The organism is Exiguobacterium sp. s6 (assembly GCF_018618155.1).
Classification (GTDB): Bacteria; Bacillota; Bacilli; order Exiguobacteriales; family Exiguobacteriaceae; genus Exiguobacterium; species Exiguobacterium mexicanum_A.
Genome location: NZ_JACSLN010000007.1, coordinates 1 through 19,961, shown reverse-complemented (window position 1 = coordinate 19,961; position 19,961 = coordinate 1). Strand labels below are relative to the sequence as shown.

Genomic DNA, 19,961 nt, shown 5'->3' with positions numbered 1-19,961 from the left:
TATGAGTTACGGAATTACGGTCGTCGGCCTCGGGTCCGGCGAACTCGAGCAATTGCCGCTCGGTGTCTATCGTCATTTGAAACAGCAACCTCTCGTTTGGTTGCGTACGAAAGAACATCCGGTCGTTCAAGAGCTGGAGACGGAAGGGGTCCACTTTGAATCGTTCGACTCGATTTACGAGTCGTGCGATACGTTTGAGGAAGTGTATGCCAAAATCGTTGAGACGTTGCTCGACAAGAGTGAGGAGTTGGCCATCACCTATGCTGTACCAGGTCATCCGTTCGTAGCGGAGCGGACCGTCGAACTGCTCGTCGAGCAAGGTGCGGACGTCACGTTTCTCGGCGGTCAGAGCTTTTTGGACGCCATGTTCCAAGCCCTGCGCATCGATCCGATTAACGGCTTCCAATTGCTTGATGCGACCGCGCTCGATGTGGAACGGATTCAAGTGACCCAACATGTGTTGATTGGCCAAGTGTATGATGGGTTCGTGGCCGGAGACGTGAAAGTCCAGTTGATGGAACGTTATCCAGATGAGCACATCGTTAAACTCGTGACGGCCGCCGGGACGAAAAGCGAGCGGGTCAGTGAAATCCCGCTCTACGAGATGGACCGCGTGGCAGAAGTCGACAACTTGACGACGCTCTATGTGCCTCCGCTCATGGATGAGACGCATTTGGCGCGCGAGTTTTCGACGTTGAAGCATATTATTGCGACGCTCCGCGGACCGGACGGGTGCCCATGGGATCGGAAGCAGACGCACGAGTCGCTCCGCAAATATTTGCTTGAAGAAGCATATGAGTTGATTGAAGCGATCGACGCGGAAGACGATGATGCGATTGTAGAAGAGCTCGGTGACGTTTTGCTCCAAGTCATGCTCCACGCCCAAATCGGGGCGGACGAAGGCTATTTCGATATCCGGGACGTCATTGGCGCCGTCAGCGAGAAGATGGTCCGCCGTCACCCCCACGTGTTCGGTGACGTGACAGTAAACGATGCCGATGACGTCGTGACGAATTGGAATGCGATTAAACAAGTGGAAAAAGGGGAAAAAAGAAAATCGCAGCTAGATGGTGTCCTCATGACTCAACCCGGGTTGATGCGGGCCGAGCAGTTGCAGAAAAAAGCTGCACAAGTCGGTTTCGAATGGGACGATGTTCAAGGTGCGTTCGAGAAGTTGGAAGAAGAACTCCGCGAGTGGAGAAGTCAGCCGGAAGATGAACGAGAACTTGGCGATGTCCTGTTCTCAATCGTCAACGTGGCGCGCTATTTCAAGTTGAACGCTGAGCAGGCGCTCGAACGGACCAACCAAAAATTTAAGAGACGATTCGAATACATTGAAGCGAACGGCTCCCTCGACGAGATGACGCTCGACGAGATGGATCGGCTCTGGGATGAAGCGAAGGAGAAGGGATTATGAGATTAGACAAGTTTTTGAAAGTATCCCGTTTGATTAAACGGCGTACATTGGCGAAAGAAGTTGCCGACCAAGGCCGAATTCAGTTGAACGGACAAGTGGCGAAAGCGAGCACGGACGTCAAAGTCGGTGACGAGTTGCAAATTCGCTTCGGAAACAAGCTCGTCACGGTTGTCATCGACTCGATTGCCGAGCATGCTCGAAAAGAGGACGCGAAAGAAATGTACCGCTTGCTCAAAGAAGAAAAGGTGAACAGTGGTACGGAAGCGTAAAAAAAAGGTATACTGAACGTAACAGGACAGGAGGAAGGTGATTCGATGAATGGACGTAACCCGATGGAACGCAAACAGCGGATTCGGGCTCTTGATGAACGAAGAGAACAGCTGGAAAAAGAACAGAACCGGCAACGTATCCATCTTCGACGCCGCCTGGCTGCAGCCTCGCTTCTCTTTTTGTTGATGATTGTCTTCATCGGTCAGAGTTACTTCTCGAAAGTCGGATATGTGTCCGAGCAAGAACGGAAACAAAATGAAGCGCAAGTCGAACTTCGGGAAACGAAGGACGAACAGTCAGAACTAAAAGAGCAGGTCGAGCGTTTACAAGACGAAGAATACATCGCCAATCTAGCGCGCAACGAGTTGTTGTTCTCGAAAGATGGCGAGATTATTTTTTACTTCTCACCAGAGGAATAAGTGGGTTCGTTGACCGTTGACGAATCGACTCGTATAATTGTAGGGAATCAATCAAAAAAGGAGTACATTATTTTATGTCAATTGAAGTAGGAAGCAAGGTACAAGGTAAGGTTACAGGGATTACGCATTTCGGAGCGTTCGTAGAGCTTCCAAATGGCAAAACGGGTTTGGTGCACATCAGTGAAGTGGCAGATTCTTACGTCAAAGACATCAATGAGGTTCTAACGGTCGGTCAAGAAGTGACGGTCAAAATCTTGAACGTCGAAAACGATGGCAAAATCGGGTTGTCTATCAAAAAGGCCGTCGATCGTCCTGTCAGTGAACGCCCAGAGCGCCCAGCCGGCGAGCGTTTCTCTCGTGGCCCACGCCCAGGCGGCCCGGGTCAAGGCGGCCCACGCCCAGGTGGTCCAGGACAAGGTGGCCCACGCGGTGGCGGCGGTCCTCGCGGTGGCGGTCCACGTGGTGGTGGCGGACGTCGTGAAGTACGCCGTGAACCAGAAACGTTCGATACGTTGATGAGCAAGTTCTTGAAAGATAGCGACGAGCGCTTGACAACGTTAAAACGTCAAACTGACTCAAAACGCGGTGGACGTGGAGCCAAGCGCGGGTAACCCTTCGTAAACCATCAGCTTCTACTCGTAACAATAAAGACGACGAACCACAGACTGTCACAGTCTGTGGTTTTTTGTCGTCTATTTTTTTGTTATGAAAAATAACTAAAAAGGGTTGCATTTTTGAAAGGAAGCGAGCACAATAGGGAACATGAAAAAAATAGTTATGTTTTATAAGTGAAAGGTGAGAGTTGAAATGAATGGATGGAAACTGTGGACAGCAGAATGGCGCAGTATCGGGAAAGATCGACGGGTATGGATTCCGATTCTCGCGGTCGCGCTCGTGCCGCTCATGTATGCCGGGATGTTTTTATGGGCTTTTTGGGACCCGTATGGACAAATGGAAGACTTGCCGGTGGCACTCGTGAACGAGGACCAGGGTGCAACGTTCGATGGGAAACAACTGACTATCGGTGATGAACTCGTAGAGAAATTAAAGACATCTGATGCGTTCGAATTTGTCGAGACGACAAAACGAGAGGCTGAGTCAGGATTGGACGACCATGACTATTACATGGCGATTGAGATCCCGGCGGATTTCTCGGAAAAAGCGACGACCGCGCTCGATAAAGAGCCGGAGAAGCTCGAACTGAAATACATCGCCAATGAGTCGTATAACTTTTTAGCGGCTCAAATCGGAGGTTCGGCGATGGAACAAGTGAAAGGCGAACTATCGACCGAGGTCGCCAAACAGTACGTCAGCGCGATGCGTGACGGAATTCAAGATGCCGCTTCTGGGCTCGATGACGCCGCAACCGGGGCTGCGAAACTAGCAGACGGTTCGAAGACGGCCGAGAACGGCGCGACCGAGTTGGCCGACGGGACTGCGCTGCTCGCTTCGAAACAACAGGAGTTGGCCGACGGAGCGAGTCAATTGAATAAAGGTGTCGCGCAACTCGAGGCAGGGACGACCGAGTTGGCGAACGGAAGCCGACAAGTACATGATGGCAGTGCCGCCTTATCGGACGGGGCTCGTCAAGTAAATGACGGGGCGTCCGCCCTTCAAGACGGGACGAACCAACTCGTCGAAGGGACAGATACATTCGCTTCGAAGTTGGAGGAATTGCACAGCGGGACGGCTTATCTCAATCAAGGCGTTCAACAACTCGCGGCCGGGATTCAGCGCTCGAAGGACGGCAGTGTTCAACTAAGCGCCGGTTCGAATGAGTTGGCGGCCGCGATGACAGCGGCGAAAGAAGGCAATGCTGCTCTATTGGCAGGTGAGACGGAACTCATGGCCGGAATCGGTCGGATGAAGACGGAGATGTTGGCCAGCCAAGACCAGTTGATCACCCAGCTGGCAGCACTCGCCGAGGCAGGACAACCTGCTTCACCAGAGATGCTACAGGCAATCGTAACCCAATTGGCGGAAGGTCAAACAGCGACCGCAGCCGGGTTCGATGAACTGGCAGCGGGAGCGACGCGTGTGAAAGAAGGACAGGCCGCGCTCGGTGACGGATTGACGCAAGCAGAGGCCGGTGCCAATGAACTTGCTTCGGGACTGGTGACGTTACGTGACGGACAAGCCGAGCTCGCAAGCGGGGCACAGGCGTTGGCGGATGGGTCGACACAAGTGGAACAAGGGGCTCAAACGGCCGCTACGAGTTCGAAAGAGCTGGCTGCCGCGAGCAACCGAATAAATGCCGGGGTCGGAGAGTTGAAAGACGGGACGTCCGAACTTGCGACCGGTAGTGACCGTCTGACCGAAGCGACAGGAGCTCTTTCAGAAGGAAGTTCAAAACTCGCGGACGGAGCGAAGAGTGCGGGTGACGGAACGGACACACTTGCGGACGGCGCTGTACGTTTGGCAGAGGGCGGTAAAGACCTTCAGTCAGGTAGCGACCAGCTCGCAGACGGAGTGTCCGAACTTGCGGCTGGCAACAGCAAGTTACGGGACGCGCTCGCCGATGGGGCCGAAGCAGCCGCAATCGACATTCGAGACGATAACGTTGACATGATGGCCGGACCGGTCACAGTCGTCAACGACTCGATTCATAAGGTGCCGAACTACGGAACGGGCTTTGCACCGTATTTCATGTCACTCGGTCTATTCGTCGGGGCGCTCTTGCTCTCGATCGTCTACCCGCTGTACGATCCGGCTGGTAAGCCGAAACGGAGCCTGTCGTGGCTCGTCTCGAAATCGGGTGTCCTACTCGTGGTCGGCTTTGTTCAAGCGCTTGTCTTAGATGTGGCGATGGTCATGCTACTCGGACTTGAAGTCGAGGCACCGCTGCAGTTCTTCGGATTCAGTTGGCTCGTCAGCATCACTTTCTTGTTGATCGTACAACTGCTCGTCACGACACTCGGGAACCCAGGTCGTTTCGTGGCCATCGTCCTATTGATCCTGCAACTGACGACGTCGGCCGGAACGTTCCCGCTCGAACTCATTCCGAGCGCGTTACAACCATTCAACGCCTGGTTGCCGATGACGTATACGGTTGCTGGCTATAAAGAGATTTTGTCAGCAGACGGTTGGAGTTATTTGCAACAAGCTATCGTATATCTAGCGTTTGTATCGGCTATTTGTTTCTTCTTGCTTTGGGGTTATTTCCACATTGCCTGGAAGAAAAAATATCGGCTGACGACGTCAGAAGCGTGATGCACAACGAACTGAAAATCGTGTATAGTGGATAAGACGACACTATACACGATTTTTTTGTAAAAAAACTTTTAAAAAAGAATTGACACTGGCGTGGGTACTGGTTATTATAGAAAATGTGCTTAGGACACAACAATAACATGGCGGTGTAGCTCAGCTGGCTAGAGCGTACGGTTCATACCCGTGAGGTCGTGGGTTCGACTCCCTCCGCCGCTACCATTTTATTTAGGCCCGTTGGTCAAGCGGTTAAGACACCGCCCTTTCACGGCGGTAACACGGGTTCGAATCCCGTACGGGTCACTTACCTAAGCGAAAAGAAGCCATCTCACTCGAGATGGCTTCTTTTGTTATATCAAGGAGGGCGACGGATGACGAAAGTATTGATTGCTGTGTCAGGTGGAGTCGATTCGGTCGTCTTGTTAGACCGTGCTGTCCAGAGCGGTCTTGAGATCGGGGTGGTCCACGTCCATCACGGATTGCGTCTCGAGTCGGATGAAGAGTATGAATTTGTGCGACGTCTGGCCGACTCGTACGATGTGCCGTTTCATGGCAAACGGCTCGCTTTCCCGAACGGTGGTTCACAAGCTGCTTACCGGACAGCACGTTATGCATTCTTTGAAGAAGTCATGCGTGCGTTCGGATATACACAACTGATGACGGCTCATCATGCGGACGACCAACTCGAGACGGTTCTCATTCAACTACACCGTAACGTCGTCGAAGTAACAGGAATTCCCGAGTGTCGTCCGTTCGCAGGAGGGGAGCTCGTCCGCCCGCTCCTATCGGAAACGAAACGAGAACTGATTGCCTACGCCAATCGACATCGTCTCGAATGGCGAGAAGATGCGAGCAATGCCGAAGCGGATTACTTACGAAACAAGCTGCGGCATCAGCTCGTCCCGCAACTCCTCGCCGCTCGACCGGATCTCGTTTACGTCGTGAGCGAGACGGCAAGGCGTCAGCGCGAACTATGGGACGCTCGTTATCGACGGATGGAGATGTGGATGGATACCTCAGTTCATTTTGAGATGAAAGCGTTTCATGTGAAACTAGACGACGTGCTCGGTTTAGATCGGTTTGAGCGACACGTCGTGGGGCGATTGCTCTCTACTCGATATGGGGTAGAGGTAGGAGAAGCGATGGAACGTCTTCTTGAGAATCCACGAGGGTCAGGACACTTTGATTTAGAAGGTCCGTGGCAACTTTGGAAACAAGGTGGAAACTTGTCATTGCAGACAACCGATCGACCGCTGCCTCTCCCGACTGAACTAGTGGTGACGACGTTCCCAGCATGCGTAACGTTCGGTGAGAGTCGATTTTCACTTGAAATCGTCGAAGAGGCACATGGCATCCCGCTCGAGGCGATCGAGTTGCCGTTGATCATCCGTTCTGTCGAGGCTGGAGACGCAATGAAACTGTCCGTCGGGACGAAAAAAGTCGCCCGCATCTTCATTGACGCGAAGATTCCGCGAGAAAAACGGCCTTTTGTCCCATTGGTAGTTGACGCAACGGGACGGATTATCGCTATAGTAGGGGTAAGAGTTTCCGATTTTCCGGATAAGTCGGGTGCGATGTGCCCACGATTAATGGTAAAATGATGATTGTGTCGGATAAGAAAGAGGAGGATTTTAAGATGTCATTAATGAACGATATGGAGAAAGTACTGATTTCAAGCGAAGAGATTCAAGGTAAAGTGAAAGAACTCGCTACAACACTTAGCGAAGAATATAAAGAAGAGTTCCCACTCCTCGTCTGCGTGTTAAAAGGTGCGATGCCATTCATGTCAGACCTCGTCAAAGAAATGGACATCCATTTAGAAATGGATTTCATGGACGTGTCGACGTACCATGGCGGAACGTCATCGACGGGTGAAGTTAAAATTGAGAAAGATTTAAATACATCTGTAGAAGGACGCGACATCTTGATTGTAGAAGATATCATTGATAGTGGACTCACGCTCGGCTATCTCGTCGACTTGCTCAAGTACCGCAAAGCCAAATCGGTTAAAATCGTGACGCTTCTCGATAAACCGACGGGCCGCAAGAACGGATTGTCGGCAGATTATAGCGGTTTCGTTATTCCGCACGAGTTTGTTGTCGGCTATGGTCTCGATTACGAAGAGAAATATCGTAACCTTCCGTACGTCGGTGTGCTCAAGCCGAGCATTTACGGGGGCTAACGTTTTTCTTTTGAAAATGCGTCGTGTTAAGATAAAAGAAATACCCAAAGTATACACATATACTGAATGGGCGAGAACATCGTTTCTCGGAATAGGAGGCAGAGAATGAATCGTGCAGTGAAAAACACCTTAGTTTTCGGTGTGATTTTCCTAGCCTTGATCTTGTTCCTTCAATATTTACAAAACCCGAATAGCCAGAGCGAGACGCTTACGTATTCGAAGTTCTTGGAATATGTGGAAGAAGGTCGGATTGAAACGGCAACCGTACAAGAAATTCCGGGAGCCATCTCAATTACAGGAGATCTAACAGGAGACGAAGATCAGCGTTTTGAAACGAATATCCCGGCCAACGAGGCCGAATACGCCGAAGTGCTCTCGTCACTTCGCGCGGATACCGACATCCAAATCGAAGAAGCAGAGTCGAGTGGTAGCTGGTTCAGCATCGTATTCGCGATCTTACCGTTCATCATCATCTTCATCTTATTCTTCTTCTTGCTCAACCAAGCCCAAGGTGGCGGTGGTGGCGGTCGTGTGATGAACTTCGGGAAATCGAAGGCGAAATTATACGATCAAGAGAAGCGCCGTGTGACGTTTGAAGACGTTGCCGGAGCGGATGAAGAGAAGCAAGAGCTCATCGAAGTCGTTGAATTCTTGAAAGATCCTCGCAAGTTCTCGAAACTCGGGGCACGGATTCCGAAAGGTGTCTTGCTTGTCGGTCCTCCGGGAACAGGTAAAACATTGCTCGCTCGTGCAGCTGCAGGAGAAGCCGGTGTACCGTTCTTCTCAATCTCAGGTTCTGACTTCGTCGAAATGTTCGTCGGTGTCGGGGCGTCACGTGTACGTGACTTGTTCGAGAATGCGAAAAAGAACGCACCGTGTATCATCTTTATCGATGAAATCGATGCGGTCGGACGTCAACGTGGCGCCGGCCTCGGTGGTGGCCATGACGAGCGTGAACAAACGCTTAACCAACTTCTTGTCGAGATGGATGGATTCAGTGACAACGAAGGCATCATCATGATTGCCGCGACGAACCGTCCGGATATTCTTGACCCGGCCCTTCTTCGCCCAGGCCGTTTTGACCGTCAAATCACGGTTGATCGTCCGGATGTGAAAGGCCGTGAAGCGGTACTCAAAGTTCATGCGCGCAACAAGCCACTTGATTCGACAGTCGACTTGAAGTCGATTGCGCAGCGGACACCTGGATTCTCAGGTGCTGACCTTGAAAACTTATTGAACGAAGCAGCGCTCGTCGCAGCCCGGTCTGACCGTTCAGCGGTATCAGTCGTGGATGTTGAGGAAGCGATTGACCGCGTCATCGCCGGTCCTTCTAAGAAGAGCCGTGTCATCTCGGAGAAAGAACGACAAATCGTCGCCTATCATGAAGCGGGTCATACGATTATCGGGATTGAACTTGAGAATGCAGATGAAGTGCATAAAGTGACGATCGTTCCTCGCGGTAACGCAGGCGGCTATGTCGTCATGCTTCCAAAAGAAGATCGCTACTTCATGACGAAACCTGAGCTTGAAGATAAAATCGTCGGTCTCCTCGGGGGCCGCGTGGCGGAAGACGTCATCTTCGGTGAAGTGTCAACAGGAGCAAGTAATGACTTCCAACGTGCGACTGGTATCGCCCGGAAGATGGTCATGGATTACGGGATGAGCGATAAGCTCGGGCCGCTCCAACTTGGGTCAAACCATGGTGGACAAGTCTTCCTCGGCCGTGACTTCCAAACGGAACAGAACTACTCGGATGCGATTGCACAAGACATCGACCTCGAGATTCGTGATATCATCAACCGTTGTTACGCCAAAGCGAAACAAATCTTGACGGATCGTAAAGACGATCTTGAGCTCGTCGCGAAGACGTTGCTCGAAGTCGAGACGCTCGATTCGAAACAGATTCGTCACTTGATTAAGACGCGCGAATACCTTCCGCACGAACCGGAAGAGCCGTCTGAACCATCGAAAGATGATGCAAGCGACGAAGCGAAGAAAGATGAGGCGGCCGTCAAGCACGGACAAGTCATCGATCAGCCTGGAGTCGTTCAAGAAGCGAAGCCGGACGTTGTCCCTGAAGGCGATAAGCCGGAAGCGACGCCGACGGAACGCCCGAACAACGAATCACGCTAAGTGTAAGAGACGAATGCCCTAAACAAGGCATTCGTCTTTTTTCGTGTTATAATTCGAGCGAACTGTAATTGACAACAAAGTGAGGAACGCTATCATGATTTTAGTGATTGATGTTGGGAATACAAATATTGTCCTTGGGATGTATGACGGCGAGACGCTCGTCCATCATTGGCGCATCTCGACCGACCGCACGAAAACGACCGATGAATACGGCATGCTCGTGAAATCGCTGTTCGATCATTCGAACGTTTCGTTCGATCAGATTGACGGCGTGATTCTATCTTCGGTCGTCCCACCGGTCATCTTTCCGCTCGAGCAGATGTCGCAACGTTATTTCAACGTCCGGCCAATCGTCGTCGGTCCCGGCGTGAAAACCGGTCTCGACATTCATGTCGACAATCCGCGCGAAGTCGGAGCGGACCGCATCGTTAACGCGGTCGCTGGAATCGCCAAGTATGATGGACCGCTCATCATCGTCGATTTCGGTACGGCGACGACATACTGCTATATCGATGAGAATCGCCGCTATCACGGAGGAATTATCTCGCCGGGGATCATGATCTCGGTCGAGGCGCTCTACCAACGGGCGGCTAAATTACCTCGTATCGAGCTCGCGACGCCACCTACGGTCGTTGGGAAAAATACAATTCAAGCGATGCAGTCCGGGACGTATTACGGCTATGTCGCACAAGTCGATGGCATTGTCGGCCGCATGAAGCGTGAAGTCGGAGAAGCGACCGTGATCGCCACAGGCGGTCTCGCACGTTTGATTAGCGAGCATGCCGAGACGATTGATGTCGTCGATTCATTTTTAACGCTCGATGGGCTTCGTCTCATCTATGAGCGCAACCAGAAATAAACTTAAAGGAGTTACTCAATATGATTCAACCAGAACAACAAGCATTACTTGACCAAATGAAAGCCGATTACCTCGTCCGTGCCCTCGGGTTCAACGGGGAAGTCCGCGCGTTTGCCGTCCGGACGACGAAAACGATCTTTGAAACGCAACTCCGTCACCAGACGACACCGGTCGCTTCAGCAGCGCTCGGCCGCACGATGACGATCGGGACGATGATCGGTGCGATGCAAAAAGGTGCCGCTCGCGTGACGCTCAAAGTCGAAGGCGATGGACCAATCGGGAAAATCATCGTCGATGCTGATACGGCGGGAGACGTACGTGGTTACGTGTCACATCCTCGTGTCGAAGGCGGCACGTTCGTGAATGATCACGGTTTGACGAAGCTGAAAGTTGGTGAAGTCGTCGGACGCGGTACGATTTCGGTGATTAAAGACCTCGGTTTAAAAGATTTTGTCGGCGGCTCGTCTGAGATTCAAACGGGTGAGATTAGCGAAGACTTCACGTACTACTTCGCGACGTCAGAACAAGTGCCGTCAGTCGTCGGTGCGGGTGTGCTCGTCCTCCCGGAAGATGAATCGATTCTTGCGGCCGGTGGCATTATCGTTCAATTGATGCCGGATGCGTCAGAAGAGACGATTCAAGCGCTTGAGCAGGCGCTCAAAACGTTCCCGCCAGTGTCGGTGCTCATCGGAGAAGAGAAGACACCGGAAGAGATGCTCCATATGCTCCTTGGCGACAGCCTCGAAGTGTTGGATCAAAAGCCGGTCCAATTCAATTGCACATGTGGTCGCGACCGTATGGAAAGCGCGATTATCGGGCTCGGTGCCGAAGAGATTCGTCACATGATTGAAGAGGATGGCGGCGCTGAAGCGGTTTGTCACTTCTGTGGCGAGAAATACCACTTCTCGGCGGAACAATTAGAAACGATGAAACAACAAGCACGCTGACCGCTTTGCTCCAAATTGCATATTTTGAATCTGATAGGGTATGATTACAATATCGGAATAGTCGGAATTATGGAGGAGGAAATAAAATGCGTATCGTAGATTCAGTAACAGACTTGATTGGAAAGACACCGATTGTGAAGTTGAATGGATTGACTGGCGCTGAAGATGCCACGGTTTACTTAAAATTGGAGTATATGAACCCGGGCTCTAGCGTAAAAGACCGGATTGCGCTCGCTATGATTGAAGCGGCGGAACGAGAAGGGGTCTTGAAACCAGGAGATACGATTATCGAACCGACCAGTGGGAACACGGGAATCGGTCTCGCCATGGTCAGTGCGGCCAAAGGCTATAAAGCGATTTTGGTCATGCCGGAAACGATGAGCATGGAACGTCGCAATTTGCTTCGTGGCTACGGCGCCGAACTTATTTTGACGCCGGGTCCTGAAGGGATGGGCGGAGCGATTCGCCGTGCGACGGAAGAGGCTGAACAAAACGGTTATTTCCTCCCGCAGCAGTTTAACAATGAAGCCAACCCGAACGTGCACGAGATGACGACGGGACCTGAAATCGTCGACGCGTTCGATGCGTCAGGCCTTCAAGTCGATGCGTTCATCGCCGGCGTCGGGACAGGCGGAACAATCACGGGAGCGGGTAAAGTGTTGAAAGCCCACTATCCGAACGTTCAAATCTTAGCGGTCGAACCGGTCGATTCACCGGTCTTGTCGGGTGGTAAACCAGGCCCGCATAAAATCCAAGGAATCGGGGCCGGGTTCATCCCGTCGATTCTCGATACAGAGATTTATGAAGGTGTCCTTCAAATCACGACCGATCAGGCGTTCGAATACGCACGTCTTGCGGCCAAAACGAACGGCGTGCTCGGAGGCATCTCATCTGGGGCGGCGATCGCAGCGGCTGTCGATACGGCGAAACGTCTCGGCAAAGGGAAAAACGTGCTGGCAATCATCCCGTCAAACGGAGAACGCTACCTCAGCACACCGCTCTATCAATTCGATGAAGAATCAGATAGCGTTCGCTCATAAACAAACGGCAGTTACCGGGAGACAACTTCTTTCGGTAACTGCCTTTTCTTGTGTACAATTAAAGGCATGAATCAGTGGAACGGGGGAATGTGGCGTGAGACAAACAGCGTTCAAAACCATGAGTATGACAAAAGAGAAGATGTACGACACATATATGACATTGACGGAAGGGAAGAAGCACTATGCGTGGTTAGAGAGCGGACGCGTCGGCCGCTATACGATGGCCGGGATTGAGCCGTTCGCTACGCTTCACGTGAAAGATGGAATCGGGACGTTCATCACCTCTGATGTGACAGAGACGATGCACGGTGAGCCGCTCGACATCGTCGAAACGGTGCGAGCCCGCTACGCCACCGATCGACCAGCAGGTGCTCCCCCATTTTTCGGCGGGATGATCGGTTATGTGAGCTATGATGTAGCCCGTACCCTCGAACGTTTACCACGGCAAGCGGAAGACGATTTGGCAACACCAGACGTTTCATTCTTGCTGTTCGATGAAGTAGCGGTCTTCGATGAAGAAGAGTCACTCTTATACGTGATGGTCACGGCCGATGAGCAAGCGGAGGCGAAGCTCGAGCGCTTTGCCGCCCTTTGGCGAACAGAAACACATTATGCGTTTCCGCCGCTTACGAGCGGAACGGTCGAGCGATCCCGTTCGCTGTCACAGGATGAATTCGTTGCGGCCGTGCAAAAGATTCAAGACTACATCGTCGAGGGCGATGTGTTCCAAGTGAATTTGAGCGTCCGGCAGTCGGAACCGCTGCTCGCACACCCGCGTCACATCTACGACACGCTCCGGAAAGTGAACCCTTCACCGTATATGGGTTATTTCGTTGACGACTCGCTCACGATGGTGTCGGCTTCACCAGAACTGTTGATTGAAAAACATGGCGCCGCCATCTCGACCCGTCCGATCGCCGGAACGAGACCGCGAGGCCGGGATGAGGCGGAAGATCTGGAACTGGCTCGGACGCTGCTCGACAATGAGAAAGAGCGGGCCGAACACGTCATGCTCGTCGACCTTGAACGAAACGACTTGGGCAAAGTCGCGGCTTACGGGACAGTGCATGTCGATGAACTGATGGTCATCGAGAAGTACTCGCACGTCCAACATATCGTCTCGAACGTGCGCGGTCTGATGCGGGACGGCGTATCGGGAGCCGAAGCACTTGGCGCGATGTTCCCGGGCGGCACCATCACCGGGGCGCCGAAAATCCGGACGATGGAAATCATCGAGGAACTCGAACCGGTCCGGCGTGGGATTTACACCGGCTCATACGGCTGGCTTAGTTGGGATGATGACCTCGTGTTCAACATCACGATTCGGACGATGGTCGTGAAGGACGGAATCGCCCATGTTCAGGCTGGTGCCGGGATTGTGATTGATTCGGATCCTGAAGCGGAGTACGCCGAATCACTTTCCAAGGCGAAAGCGCTATGGACAGCGAAAGAAATGACGGAGGCGACGGTATGATTTTACTCATCGATAACTATGACTCGTTCACATACAATTTAGTTCAATACTTTGGGGAGCTCGGTGAACAACTCGTCGTCCGTCGTAACGATGACATCACGATCGAGGAAATTGAAGCGCTCGCCCCAAGTTATCTCGTCATTTCGCCTGGTCCGTGCACACCGAGTGAGGCGGGTATCAGCATCGATGCGATTCAGGCGTTTGCCGGTCGCATCCCAATTCTTGGCGTCTGTCTCGGACATCAAGCGATTGCTCAAGCGTTCGGCGGAAAAGTCGTTCATGCCGAGCGGCTCATGCATGGCAAGACGTCAGCGATTCAACATGACGGAAACACGCTGTTTAACGGCATCCCGCAACAGACAATCGTGACACGCTACCATTCGCTCGCAGTCGAACGAGACTCGCTGCCATCGTGCTTGCAAGTCACGGCGGAAACGAGCCTTGGAGAGGTCATGGCGCTTCGACATGAAACGTTACCAATTGAAGGGGTCCAGTTTCATCCGGAAGCGATTTTGACAGAACACGGCAAAGACATGATTCGTAATTTCGTCGAGGTGTATCGTCATGTGGCTTTGGCATAACGGCGAACTGCGGGGCAGCTCTGAAGTAACGATTCCGGTGGAAGATCACGGATTTTTATATGGGATGGGCCTGTTCGAGACGTTTCGAACGTTCAATGGCATCCCGTTCTTGTTTGATCTTCACTGGGAACGTCTCGAAAAGAGCTTAGCGGAACTATGGATTGATTTACCGTATACGAAACAAGAGATGGAGCAGGCGATTCAAGACGTCGTTCGTCAAAACGGGACCCCGAACCTGTATGTGCGCTTGAACGTGTCCGCGGGGGTGGCGCCACTTGGACTCTACGACGGACGCTACACTCGTCCAAACGTGACACTGCTCGTCAAGCCGTTACCGGAATCGTTCCAGCCCACGGAAAAACGGCTGGAAGCCATCCCGTTTCCAAGAAGTCGGCCCGAAGCGGCATTCCGCTTAAAATCCCATCATTATATGAACAATATATTAGGGAAGCGCACGCTTGTTGATCGGGAGGCGGAAGGACTGTTCGCCGATGACTCAGGACATGTCGTAGAAGGGCTTGTCTCGAATATCTTCTGGGTCGAAGCTGACCAACTTTGGACGACGCCGCTCGCGACGGGACCTCTGGCTGGGGTCACGCGACGTTGGGTGATGGATACGTTTGATGTGAAGGAACGTGATGTGACGTTTGCGGAACTTACACAGGCAGACGAGATTTGGTTGACCAATTCGGTTCAACAGATTGCTCCGGTCACAGACTATGCCGGGAACAGTTATCCAGGAAAAGACGGGGCAAAATTTAAAGCATGTTGGTCTGTCTTGTTGCATGCGATTGAAAGGGAAGAAACGCGATGACAAAAATCATGGGCATTTTAAATGTGACGCCGGACTCGTTTTCGGACGGAGGACGGTATACGGCGCTCGAACAGGCGGTCGCTCACGCCAAGCAACTCGTTCAAGACGGAGCGGACGCGATTGATATCGGCGGGGAATCGACACGGCCGGGAGCCCGGTTCGTCTCGGCGGAAGAAGAAATCGAGCGAGTCATTCCTGTCATTCGTCAACTGAAGCAAGAGCTCGACGTGCTCATCTCGATCGATACGTACAAACCGGTGGTGGCAAAGGTGGCATTAGAAGCCGGGGCCGATATCATCAATGACGTCTGGGGCTCGAAGTGGGGCGATCAATCGATGGCACAAGTGGCACGGGCGTTTAACGTTCCCATCATCTTGATGCACAATCGCGACAATCGAAATTATGGCCATTTCATTGAGGAGGTCGTCGGTGACTTGTACGAATCGATTGAAATCGCCCAAGCGGCCGGTGTGCCGGATGAGATGATTTGGTTAGACCCGGGAATCGGCTTTGCGAAAGACTATGCGCAAAACATGGAGTTGATGAATCGACTCGACGTGATCACGAACCTCGGTTATCCGGTGTTACTCGGAACGTCGCGGAAATCATTTATCGGGCAAGCGCTTGATTTACCGACCGAAGAACGACTGGAAGGGACACTGGCGACGACGTGTCTAGGCATCATGAAAGGCTGTGCGTGGATTCGGGTCCATGACGTAAGAGAGAATAAACGAGCGTCACTCATGATGGACGCGATGCTGGGAGGCGGACAAATTGGATAAGATGTTTGTGAATGGGATGCGTTTCTATGGCTATCACGGTGTGTTTGAAGAAGAGAATCGACTCGGTCAACGGTTTAACATCGATTTGATGTGTGAGTTGGATTTGGCGCCGGCGGGACAATCGGATGATTTATCAGACGGGGTCAGCTACGCCGGTCTCTATCAATTGACGGAAGACATCGTCACCGGGGAGCCAGTCAATCTACTTGAGGCGCTAGGCGAGCGCATCACGACGGCTGTTTTGGCCCACAGCGACAAGATTCAAAGCGTCACCGTCAAAGTGATCAAGCCGGACCCGCCCATCCCGGGTCATTATGACTCAGTCGCAATTGAGATGACACGGAGACGGAACGTATGATGTACGTAGCGCTGGGCTCGAACATTGGGGAGCGTGCCAACTATCTGGCAGAAGCGATTCAAGCGATGGCGGTAAACGGTCTTCAGGTGACGAAAGAGTCATCCGTATATGAGACGGCACCGGTCGGATACACAGATCAGCCATCTTTCTATAATATGGTCGTCGAAGTCGAGCCGGTTCTTTCGGCGGAGGCGGCCTTGCTTCGACTCCAACAGATTGAACGGGACCTAGGGAGAGAGCGGTTATTTAAAAACGGACCGCGTACAATCGACCTTGACATCTTGGTCTATAACAGCGAAGATATACAATCGAAGCAGTTAACTGTTCCGCATCCACGGATGCATGAACGCGCTTTTGTACTTGCCCCGTTCGCGGAGATTGCTCCGGTGGTCGAGGTAAAGGGAATGACGGTGCGGGCATTACTTGAAGCCCTCCCTGAGTCGGAACGGCAAGATGTCGTCCGTCTCGGACCGTTACAATCATTGGTCAACTCGGTTTAACGTTAGCAAAGGAAGTGGAGAAGTGTCAGGGTTCAAAATTGGTAATATCGATATAAAGAACCGCGCCGTCCTTGCCCCGATGGCCGGAGTGACAAACCCTGCGTTTCGTTTGATCGCTAAAGAATTTGGCGCGGGACTCGTCTGTGCTGAAATGGTCAGCGATAAAGGGATTTTATTGGAGAACGCAAGAACGCTCCGGATGCTCTACGTCGATGAACGGGAAAAGCCGCTCAGCCTTCAGATTTTTGGTGGTTCGAAAGACACACTCGTCAGAGCGGCTCAGTACGTGGATCAAAACACGAATGCGGACATCATTGATATCAATATGGGTTGCCCAGTCCCGAAAGTCACGAAGTGTGAGGCGGGTGCCAAATGGTTGCTTGACCCGGATAAAGTTTATGAGATGGTGAACGCCGTGTCGCAAGCGGTCGATAAGCCGGTCACGGTCAAAATGCGCCTCGGTTGGGACGAAGACCATATTTATATTCTCGACAATGTTCGGGCGGCTCAATCTGGAGGAGCGGCGGCGATTGCGATTCATGGTCGTACGCGGTCTCAACAATATGAAGGAACAGCGAATTGGGATTGGATTGGCGAAGCCAAGAAGATTGCGACGGTTCCGATTATCGGTAACGGCGATATCTCGACACCTCAAGAAGCAAAACATGCGATTGATCACTACGGTGTCGATGCCGTCATGATCGGGCGGGCAGCACTTGGTAACCCATGGATGCTGTATCAAACGGTGCAGTATTTGGAAACGGGTGAACTTCCGCCAGAACCAGCGGCGCGTGAAAAAATCGACATCTGTATGTTGCACCTCGATCGCTTGATTGCCATCAAAGGAGAAGTGACGGCCGTTCGCGAGATGCGTCAACATGCGGCGTGGTACTTGAAAGGGTTGAAAGGCAGCGGCCCGGTTCGGAAGCAAATCAACGAAACGGAATCGCGAGATGCTTTTGGCATCGTGTTGTATCATTTTGTGGAACAGCTCGAGCGACAAATGCAAGAAGTGTGAACTAGTGAAAAAAATTGATTTGTGGTAAGCTTGTTTGGCGAAAAAGTGAACCACACAAGCAAACGGTTTAGGCTGTGCTGTTGGCCGTGAGGCTGACAGTTTTTTATTAGACATCCCCAATACGTATAGAGGAGTGAATGGAGTAGTGAGTCACGAGTTGGAAATGAATGACCAAATGCAGGTTCGGTTTGAAAAAATGACCGAGATGCGTGAACAAGGGCTTGACCCGTTCGGACGTCGGTTCGAACGTTCTGCCCACGCCGGTGAATTACATGAACAATATGAGGCGATTGAAAAAGAAGCCTTGGCCGAACAAGACGTCGAAGTGACGCTTGCCGGACGAATCATGACGAAACGTGGAAAAGGGAAAGTCTTCTTTGCCCACATCCAAGACGTCACAGGACAAATCCAAATTTACGTTCGTAAAAATGACGTAGGTGACGAACCGTTCGATTTATTCAAATCATCTGACCTTGGTGACATCGTCGGTGTGAAAGGGAAGTTGTTCAAGACGAACGTCGGCGAATTGTCGATTCATGTTGAAGAGTTCGAACTCTTAACAAAAGCACTTCGTCCGCTTCCTGATAAATATCATGGCTTAAAAGATGTGGAGCAACGCTATCGCCAGCGCTACTTGGATTTGATTACGAATAACGATTCGCGTCAAACGTTTATTCTGCGTAGCCGCATCATCTCGGAAATTCGGAATTTCTTGAACCATCGCGGTTACTTGGAAGTCGAAACGCCGATGTTGCATACAATCGCAGGTGGAGCGGCGGCCCGTCCGTTCTTGACGCACCATAATGCACTTGATATGGAATTATATATGCGAATCGCCATCGAGCTTCATTTGAAGCGCTTGATTGTCGGTGGTCTCGAGCGCGTGTATGAGATTGGTCGTGTTTTCCGTAATGAGGGGATCTCAACACGTCATAACCCAGAGTTCACGATGATTGAATTGTATGAAGCGTATGCGGACTATAATGACATCATGGATTTGACGGAAGAACTCGTAGCTCACGTAGCCCAAGAAGTGCTTGGCACGACGGACGTTCAATATGGAGAAGATACGATTCATTTGGCTGTCGGTTGGAAACGTGCGCACATGGTCGACTTGGTTAAAGAAGAAACAGGCGTCGATTTCTGGCAACAGATGTCTGATGAAGATGCACGTGAGCTTGCAAAAGAGCACGGTGTCGAGATTCAAGACCATATGACATTCGGCCACATCGTCAATGAATTCTTTGAGCAGAAAGTCGAAGAAACATTGTTACAACCGACGTTTGTCACAGGTCACCCTGTCGAAGTATCGCCATTGGCGAAAAAGAACGATACAGATCCACGCTTCACGGATCGATTCGAATTGTTCATCGTTCGTCGTGAACATGCTAACGCCTTCACGGAATTGAATGATCCGATTGATCAGCGTGAGCGTTTCGAAGCTCAACTTCTTGAGAAAGAAGCAGGGAATGACGAAGCCCATGAATTGGACAACGATTTCCTTGAGGCACTCGAATACGGAATGCCGCCAACGGGCGGTCTTGGAATCGGAATCGATCGCCTCGTCATGTTGTTGACGAATGCACCATCGATTCGTGATGTTCTATTGTTCCCGACGATGAGACATCAACAGTAAAGAATCGTTTTAACCTCTCGCTCTTACGGGCGAGAGGTTTTTCTATGGAGAATGTTGCCGGGTTAAAGAGGCTAAAAACTTTTTTAGAAAAACTTTTGCAAAAAGTCTTGCGTTCTATTTAGGGATGCGGTAAAGTAATAAACGTTGCCGCTGATGGCAGCGGAAAAGAATAAAAAAAGTGGTTGACAACTGTGTCGATGACTTGTATTATTTTAAGAGTCGCCAATGAGCGACAGACGAACTTTGAAAACTGAACGATGAGGCAAAAAAGTTTTACAATTTTTGAATGAAGCGCAAGCTTCGTCATTTTTAAAGAGCTATATC

General features: G+C 51.5%; 20 protein-coding genes and 2 tRNA genes. 21 read left to right on the top strand and 1 reads right to left on the bottom strand.

All coding sequences use genetic code 11. From position 1 onward, the window contains the following. Window position 1 precedes the first annotated feature (1 nt). The 21 genes from yabN (at window position 2) to lysS (ending at window position 19,637) form a co-directional block, all read left to right on the top strand. On the top strand, window positions 2–1,417 hold the full coding sequence (gene yabN / locus KNP75_RS15315) for a bifunctional methyltransferase/pyrophosphohydrolase YabN (RefSeq protein WP_215190764.1): 1,416 nt from the start codon (window positions 2–4) through the stop codon (window positions 1,415–1,417). Beyond that, the gene (locus KNP75_RS15310) at window positions 1,414–1,686 is read left to right on the top strand and encodes an RNA-binding S4 domain-containing protein (RefSeq protein WP_021065741.1); all 273 of its coding nucleotides are present in this window, start codon (window positions 1,414–1,416) and stop codon (window positions 1,684–1,686) included. Before yabN ends, KNP75_RS15310 begins: the two co-directional genes overlap by 4 nt. 45 nt (window positions 1,687–1,731) lie before the next feature. Next, window positions 1,732–2,106, top strand: coding sequence for an FtsB family cell division protein (locus KNP75_RS15305; RefSeq protein WP_034781803.1), 375 nt, complete (start codon window positions 1,732–1,734; stop codon window positions 2,104–2,106). 74 nt (window positions 2,107–2,180) lie between these two features. Continuing rightward, on the top strand, window positions 2,181–2,717 hold the full coding sequence (locus tag KNP75_RS15300; protein WP_034781804.1) for a S1 domain-containing RNA-binding protein: 537 nt from the start codon (window positions 2,181–2,183) through the stop codon (window positions 2,715–2,717). 196 nt (window positions 2,718–2,913) lie between these two features. After that, a complete protein-coding gene (locus KNP75_RS15295; protein WP_215190763.1) occupies window positions 2,914–5,316 on the top strand; it encodes a YhgE/Pip domain-containing protein in 2,403 nt (800 codons plus the stop codon). Between the two features lie 142 nt (window positions 5,317–5,458). After that, a tRNA-Met gene (locus KNP75_RS15290) sits at window positions 5,459–5,535 on the top strand. 9 nt (window positions 5,536–5,544) lie between these two features. Next, a tRNA-Glu gene (locus KNP75_RS15285) sits at window positions 5,545–5,616 on the top strand. Between the two features lie 68 nt (window positions 5,617–5,684). Further along, window positions 5,685–6,914 carry a tRNA lysidine(34) synthetase TilS gene (gene tilS / locus KNP75_RS15280; protein WP_251128390.1) on the top strand — a complete coding sequence of 410 codons (1,230 nt, stop codon included), beginning with the start codon at window positions 5,685–5,687 and terminating at the stop codon, window positions 6,912–6,914. Between the two features lie 35 nt (window positions 6,915–6,949). Next, window positions 6,950–7,495, top strand: a complete 546-nt coding sequence (gene hpt / locus KNP75_RS15275) for a hypoxanthine phosphoribosyltransferase (RefSeq protein WP_021068188.1) — start codon at window positions 6,950–6,952, stop codon at window positions 7,493–7,495. Window positions 7,496–7,600: 105 nt separating this feature from the next. Further along, the gene (gene ftsH, locus KNP75_RS15270) at window positions 7,601–9,628 is read left to right on the top strand and encodes an ATP-dependent zinc metalloprotease FtsH (RefSeq protein ID WP_034781808.1); all 2,028 of its coding nucleotides are present in this window, start codon (window positions 7,601–7,603) and stop codon (window positions 9,626–9,628) included. Between the two features lie 94 nt (window positions 9,629–9,722). Continuing rightward, complete coding sequence (locus KNP75_RS15265) at window positions 9,723–10,487, top strand: type III pantothenate kinase (RefSeq protein WP_021068190.1); 765 nt, start codon at window positions 9,723–9,725, stop codon at window positions 10,485–10,487. Between the two features lie 20 nt (window positions 10,488–10,507). After that, the gene (gene hslO, locus KNP75_RS15260; RefSeq protein WP_285800851.1) at window positions 10,508–11,434 is read left to right on the top strand and encodes an Hsp33 family molecular chaperone HslO; all 927 of its coding nucleotides are present in this window, start codon (window positions 10,508–10,510) and stop codon (window positions 11,432–11,434) included. A gap of 86 nt (window positions 11,435–11,520) precedes the next feature. Continuing rightward, window positions 11,521–12,474, top strand: coding sequence for a cysteine synthase A (gene cysK / locus KNP75_RS15255; protein ID WP_021068192.1), 954 nt, complete (start codon window positions 11,521–11,523; stop codon window positions 12,472–12,474). A gap of 94 nt (window positions 12,475–12,568) precedes the next feature. Continuing rightward, the gene (locus KNP75_RS15250; protein WP_353049044.1) at window positions 12,569–13,948 is read left to right on the top strand and encodes an anthranilate synthase component I family protein; all 1,380 of its coding nucleotides are present in this window, start codon (window positions 12,569–12,571) and stop codon (window positions 13,946–13,948) included. After that, a complete protein-coding gene (gene pabA / locus KNP75_RS15245) occupies window positions 13,945–14,529 on the top strand; it encodes an aminodeoxychorismate/anthranilate synthase component II (protein ID WP_215190761.1) in 585 nt (194 codons plus the stop codon). Before KNP75_RS15250 ends, pabA begins: the two co-directional genes overlap by 4 nt. After that, on the top strand, window positions 14,513–15,343 hold the full coding sequence (locus KNP75_RS15240) for an aminotransferase class IV (RefSeq protein ID WP_215190760.1): 831 nt from the start codon (window positions 14,513–14,515) through the stop codon (window positions 15,341–15,343). The genes pabA and KNP75_RS15240 overlap by 17 nt, the downstream gene beginning before the upstream one ends. Further along, a complete protein-coding gene (folP, locus tag KNP75_RS15235; protein ID WP_215190759.1) occupies window positions 15,340–16,125 on the top strand; it encodes a dihydropteroate synthase in 786 nt (261 codons plus the stop codon). The genes KNP75_RS15240 and folP overlap by 4 nt, the downstream gene beginning before the upstream one ends. Then, window positions 16,118–16,483 (top strand): dihydroneopterin aldolase, encoded by a 366-nt coding sequence (folB, locus tag KNP75_RS15230; protein ID WP_034781816.1) that lies wholly within the window; start codon window positions 16,118–16,120, stop codon window positions 16,481–16,483. The genes folP and folB overlap by 8 nt, the downstream gene beginning before the upstream one ends. After that, window positions 16,480–16,983: a 2-amino-4-hydroxy-6-hydroxymethyldihydropteridine diphosphokinase gene (gene folK, locus KNP75_RS15225; protein WP_215190758.1), complete on the top strand. Its 504-nt coding sequence runs from the start codon at window positions 16,480–16,482 to the stop codon at window positions 16,981–16,983. The genes folB and folK overlap by 4 nt, the downstream gene beginning before the upstream one ends. 79 nt (window positions 16,984–17,062) lie before the next feature. After that, window positions 17,063–18,001, top strand: coding sequence for a tRNA dihydrouridine synthase DusB (gene dusB / locus KNP75_RS15220; protein ID WP_233005531.1), 939 nt, complete (start codon window positions 17,063–17,065; stop codon window positions 17,999–18,001). 145 nt (window positions 18,002–18,146) lie between these two features. Continuing rightward, the gene (lysS, locus tag KNP75_RS15215; protein WP_215190757.1) at window positions 18,147–19,637 is read left to right on the top strand and encodes a lysine--tRNA ligase; all 1,491 of its coding nucleotides are present in this window, start codon (window positions 18,147–18,149) and stop codon (window positions 19,635–19,637) included. Window positions 19,638–19,755: 118 nt separating this feature from the next. Here the strand turns inward: lysS and KNP75_RS15210 are convergent. Further along, window positions 19,756–19,961 (bottom strand): hypothetical protein (locus KNP75_RS15210; RefSeq protein WP_215190756.1); only part of this gene is annotated, 206 nt, incomplete at its 5' end.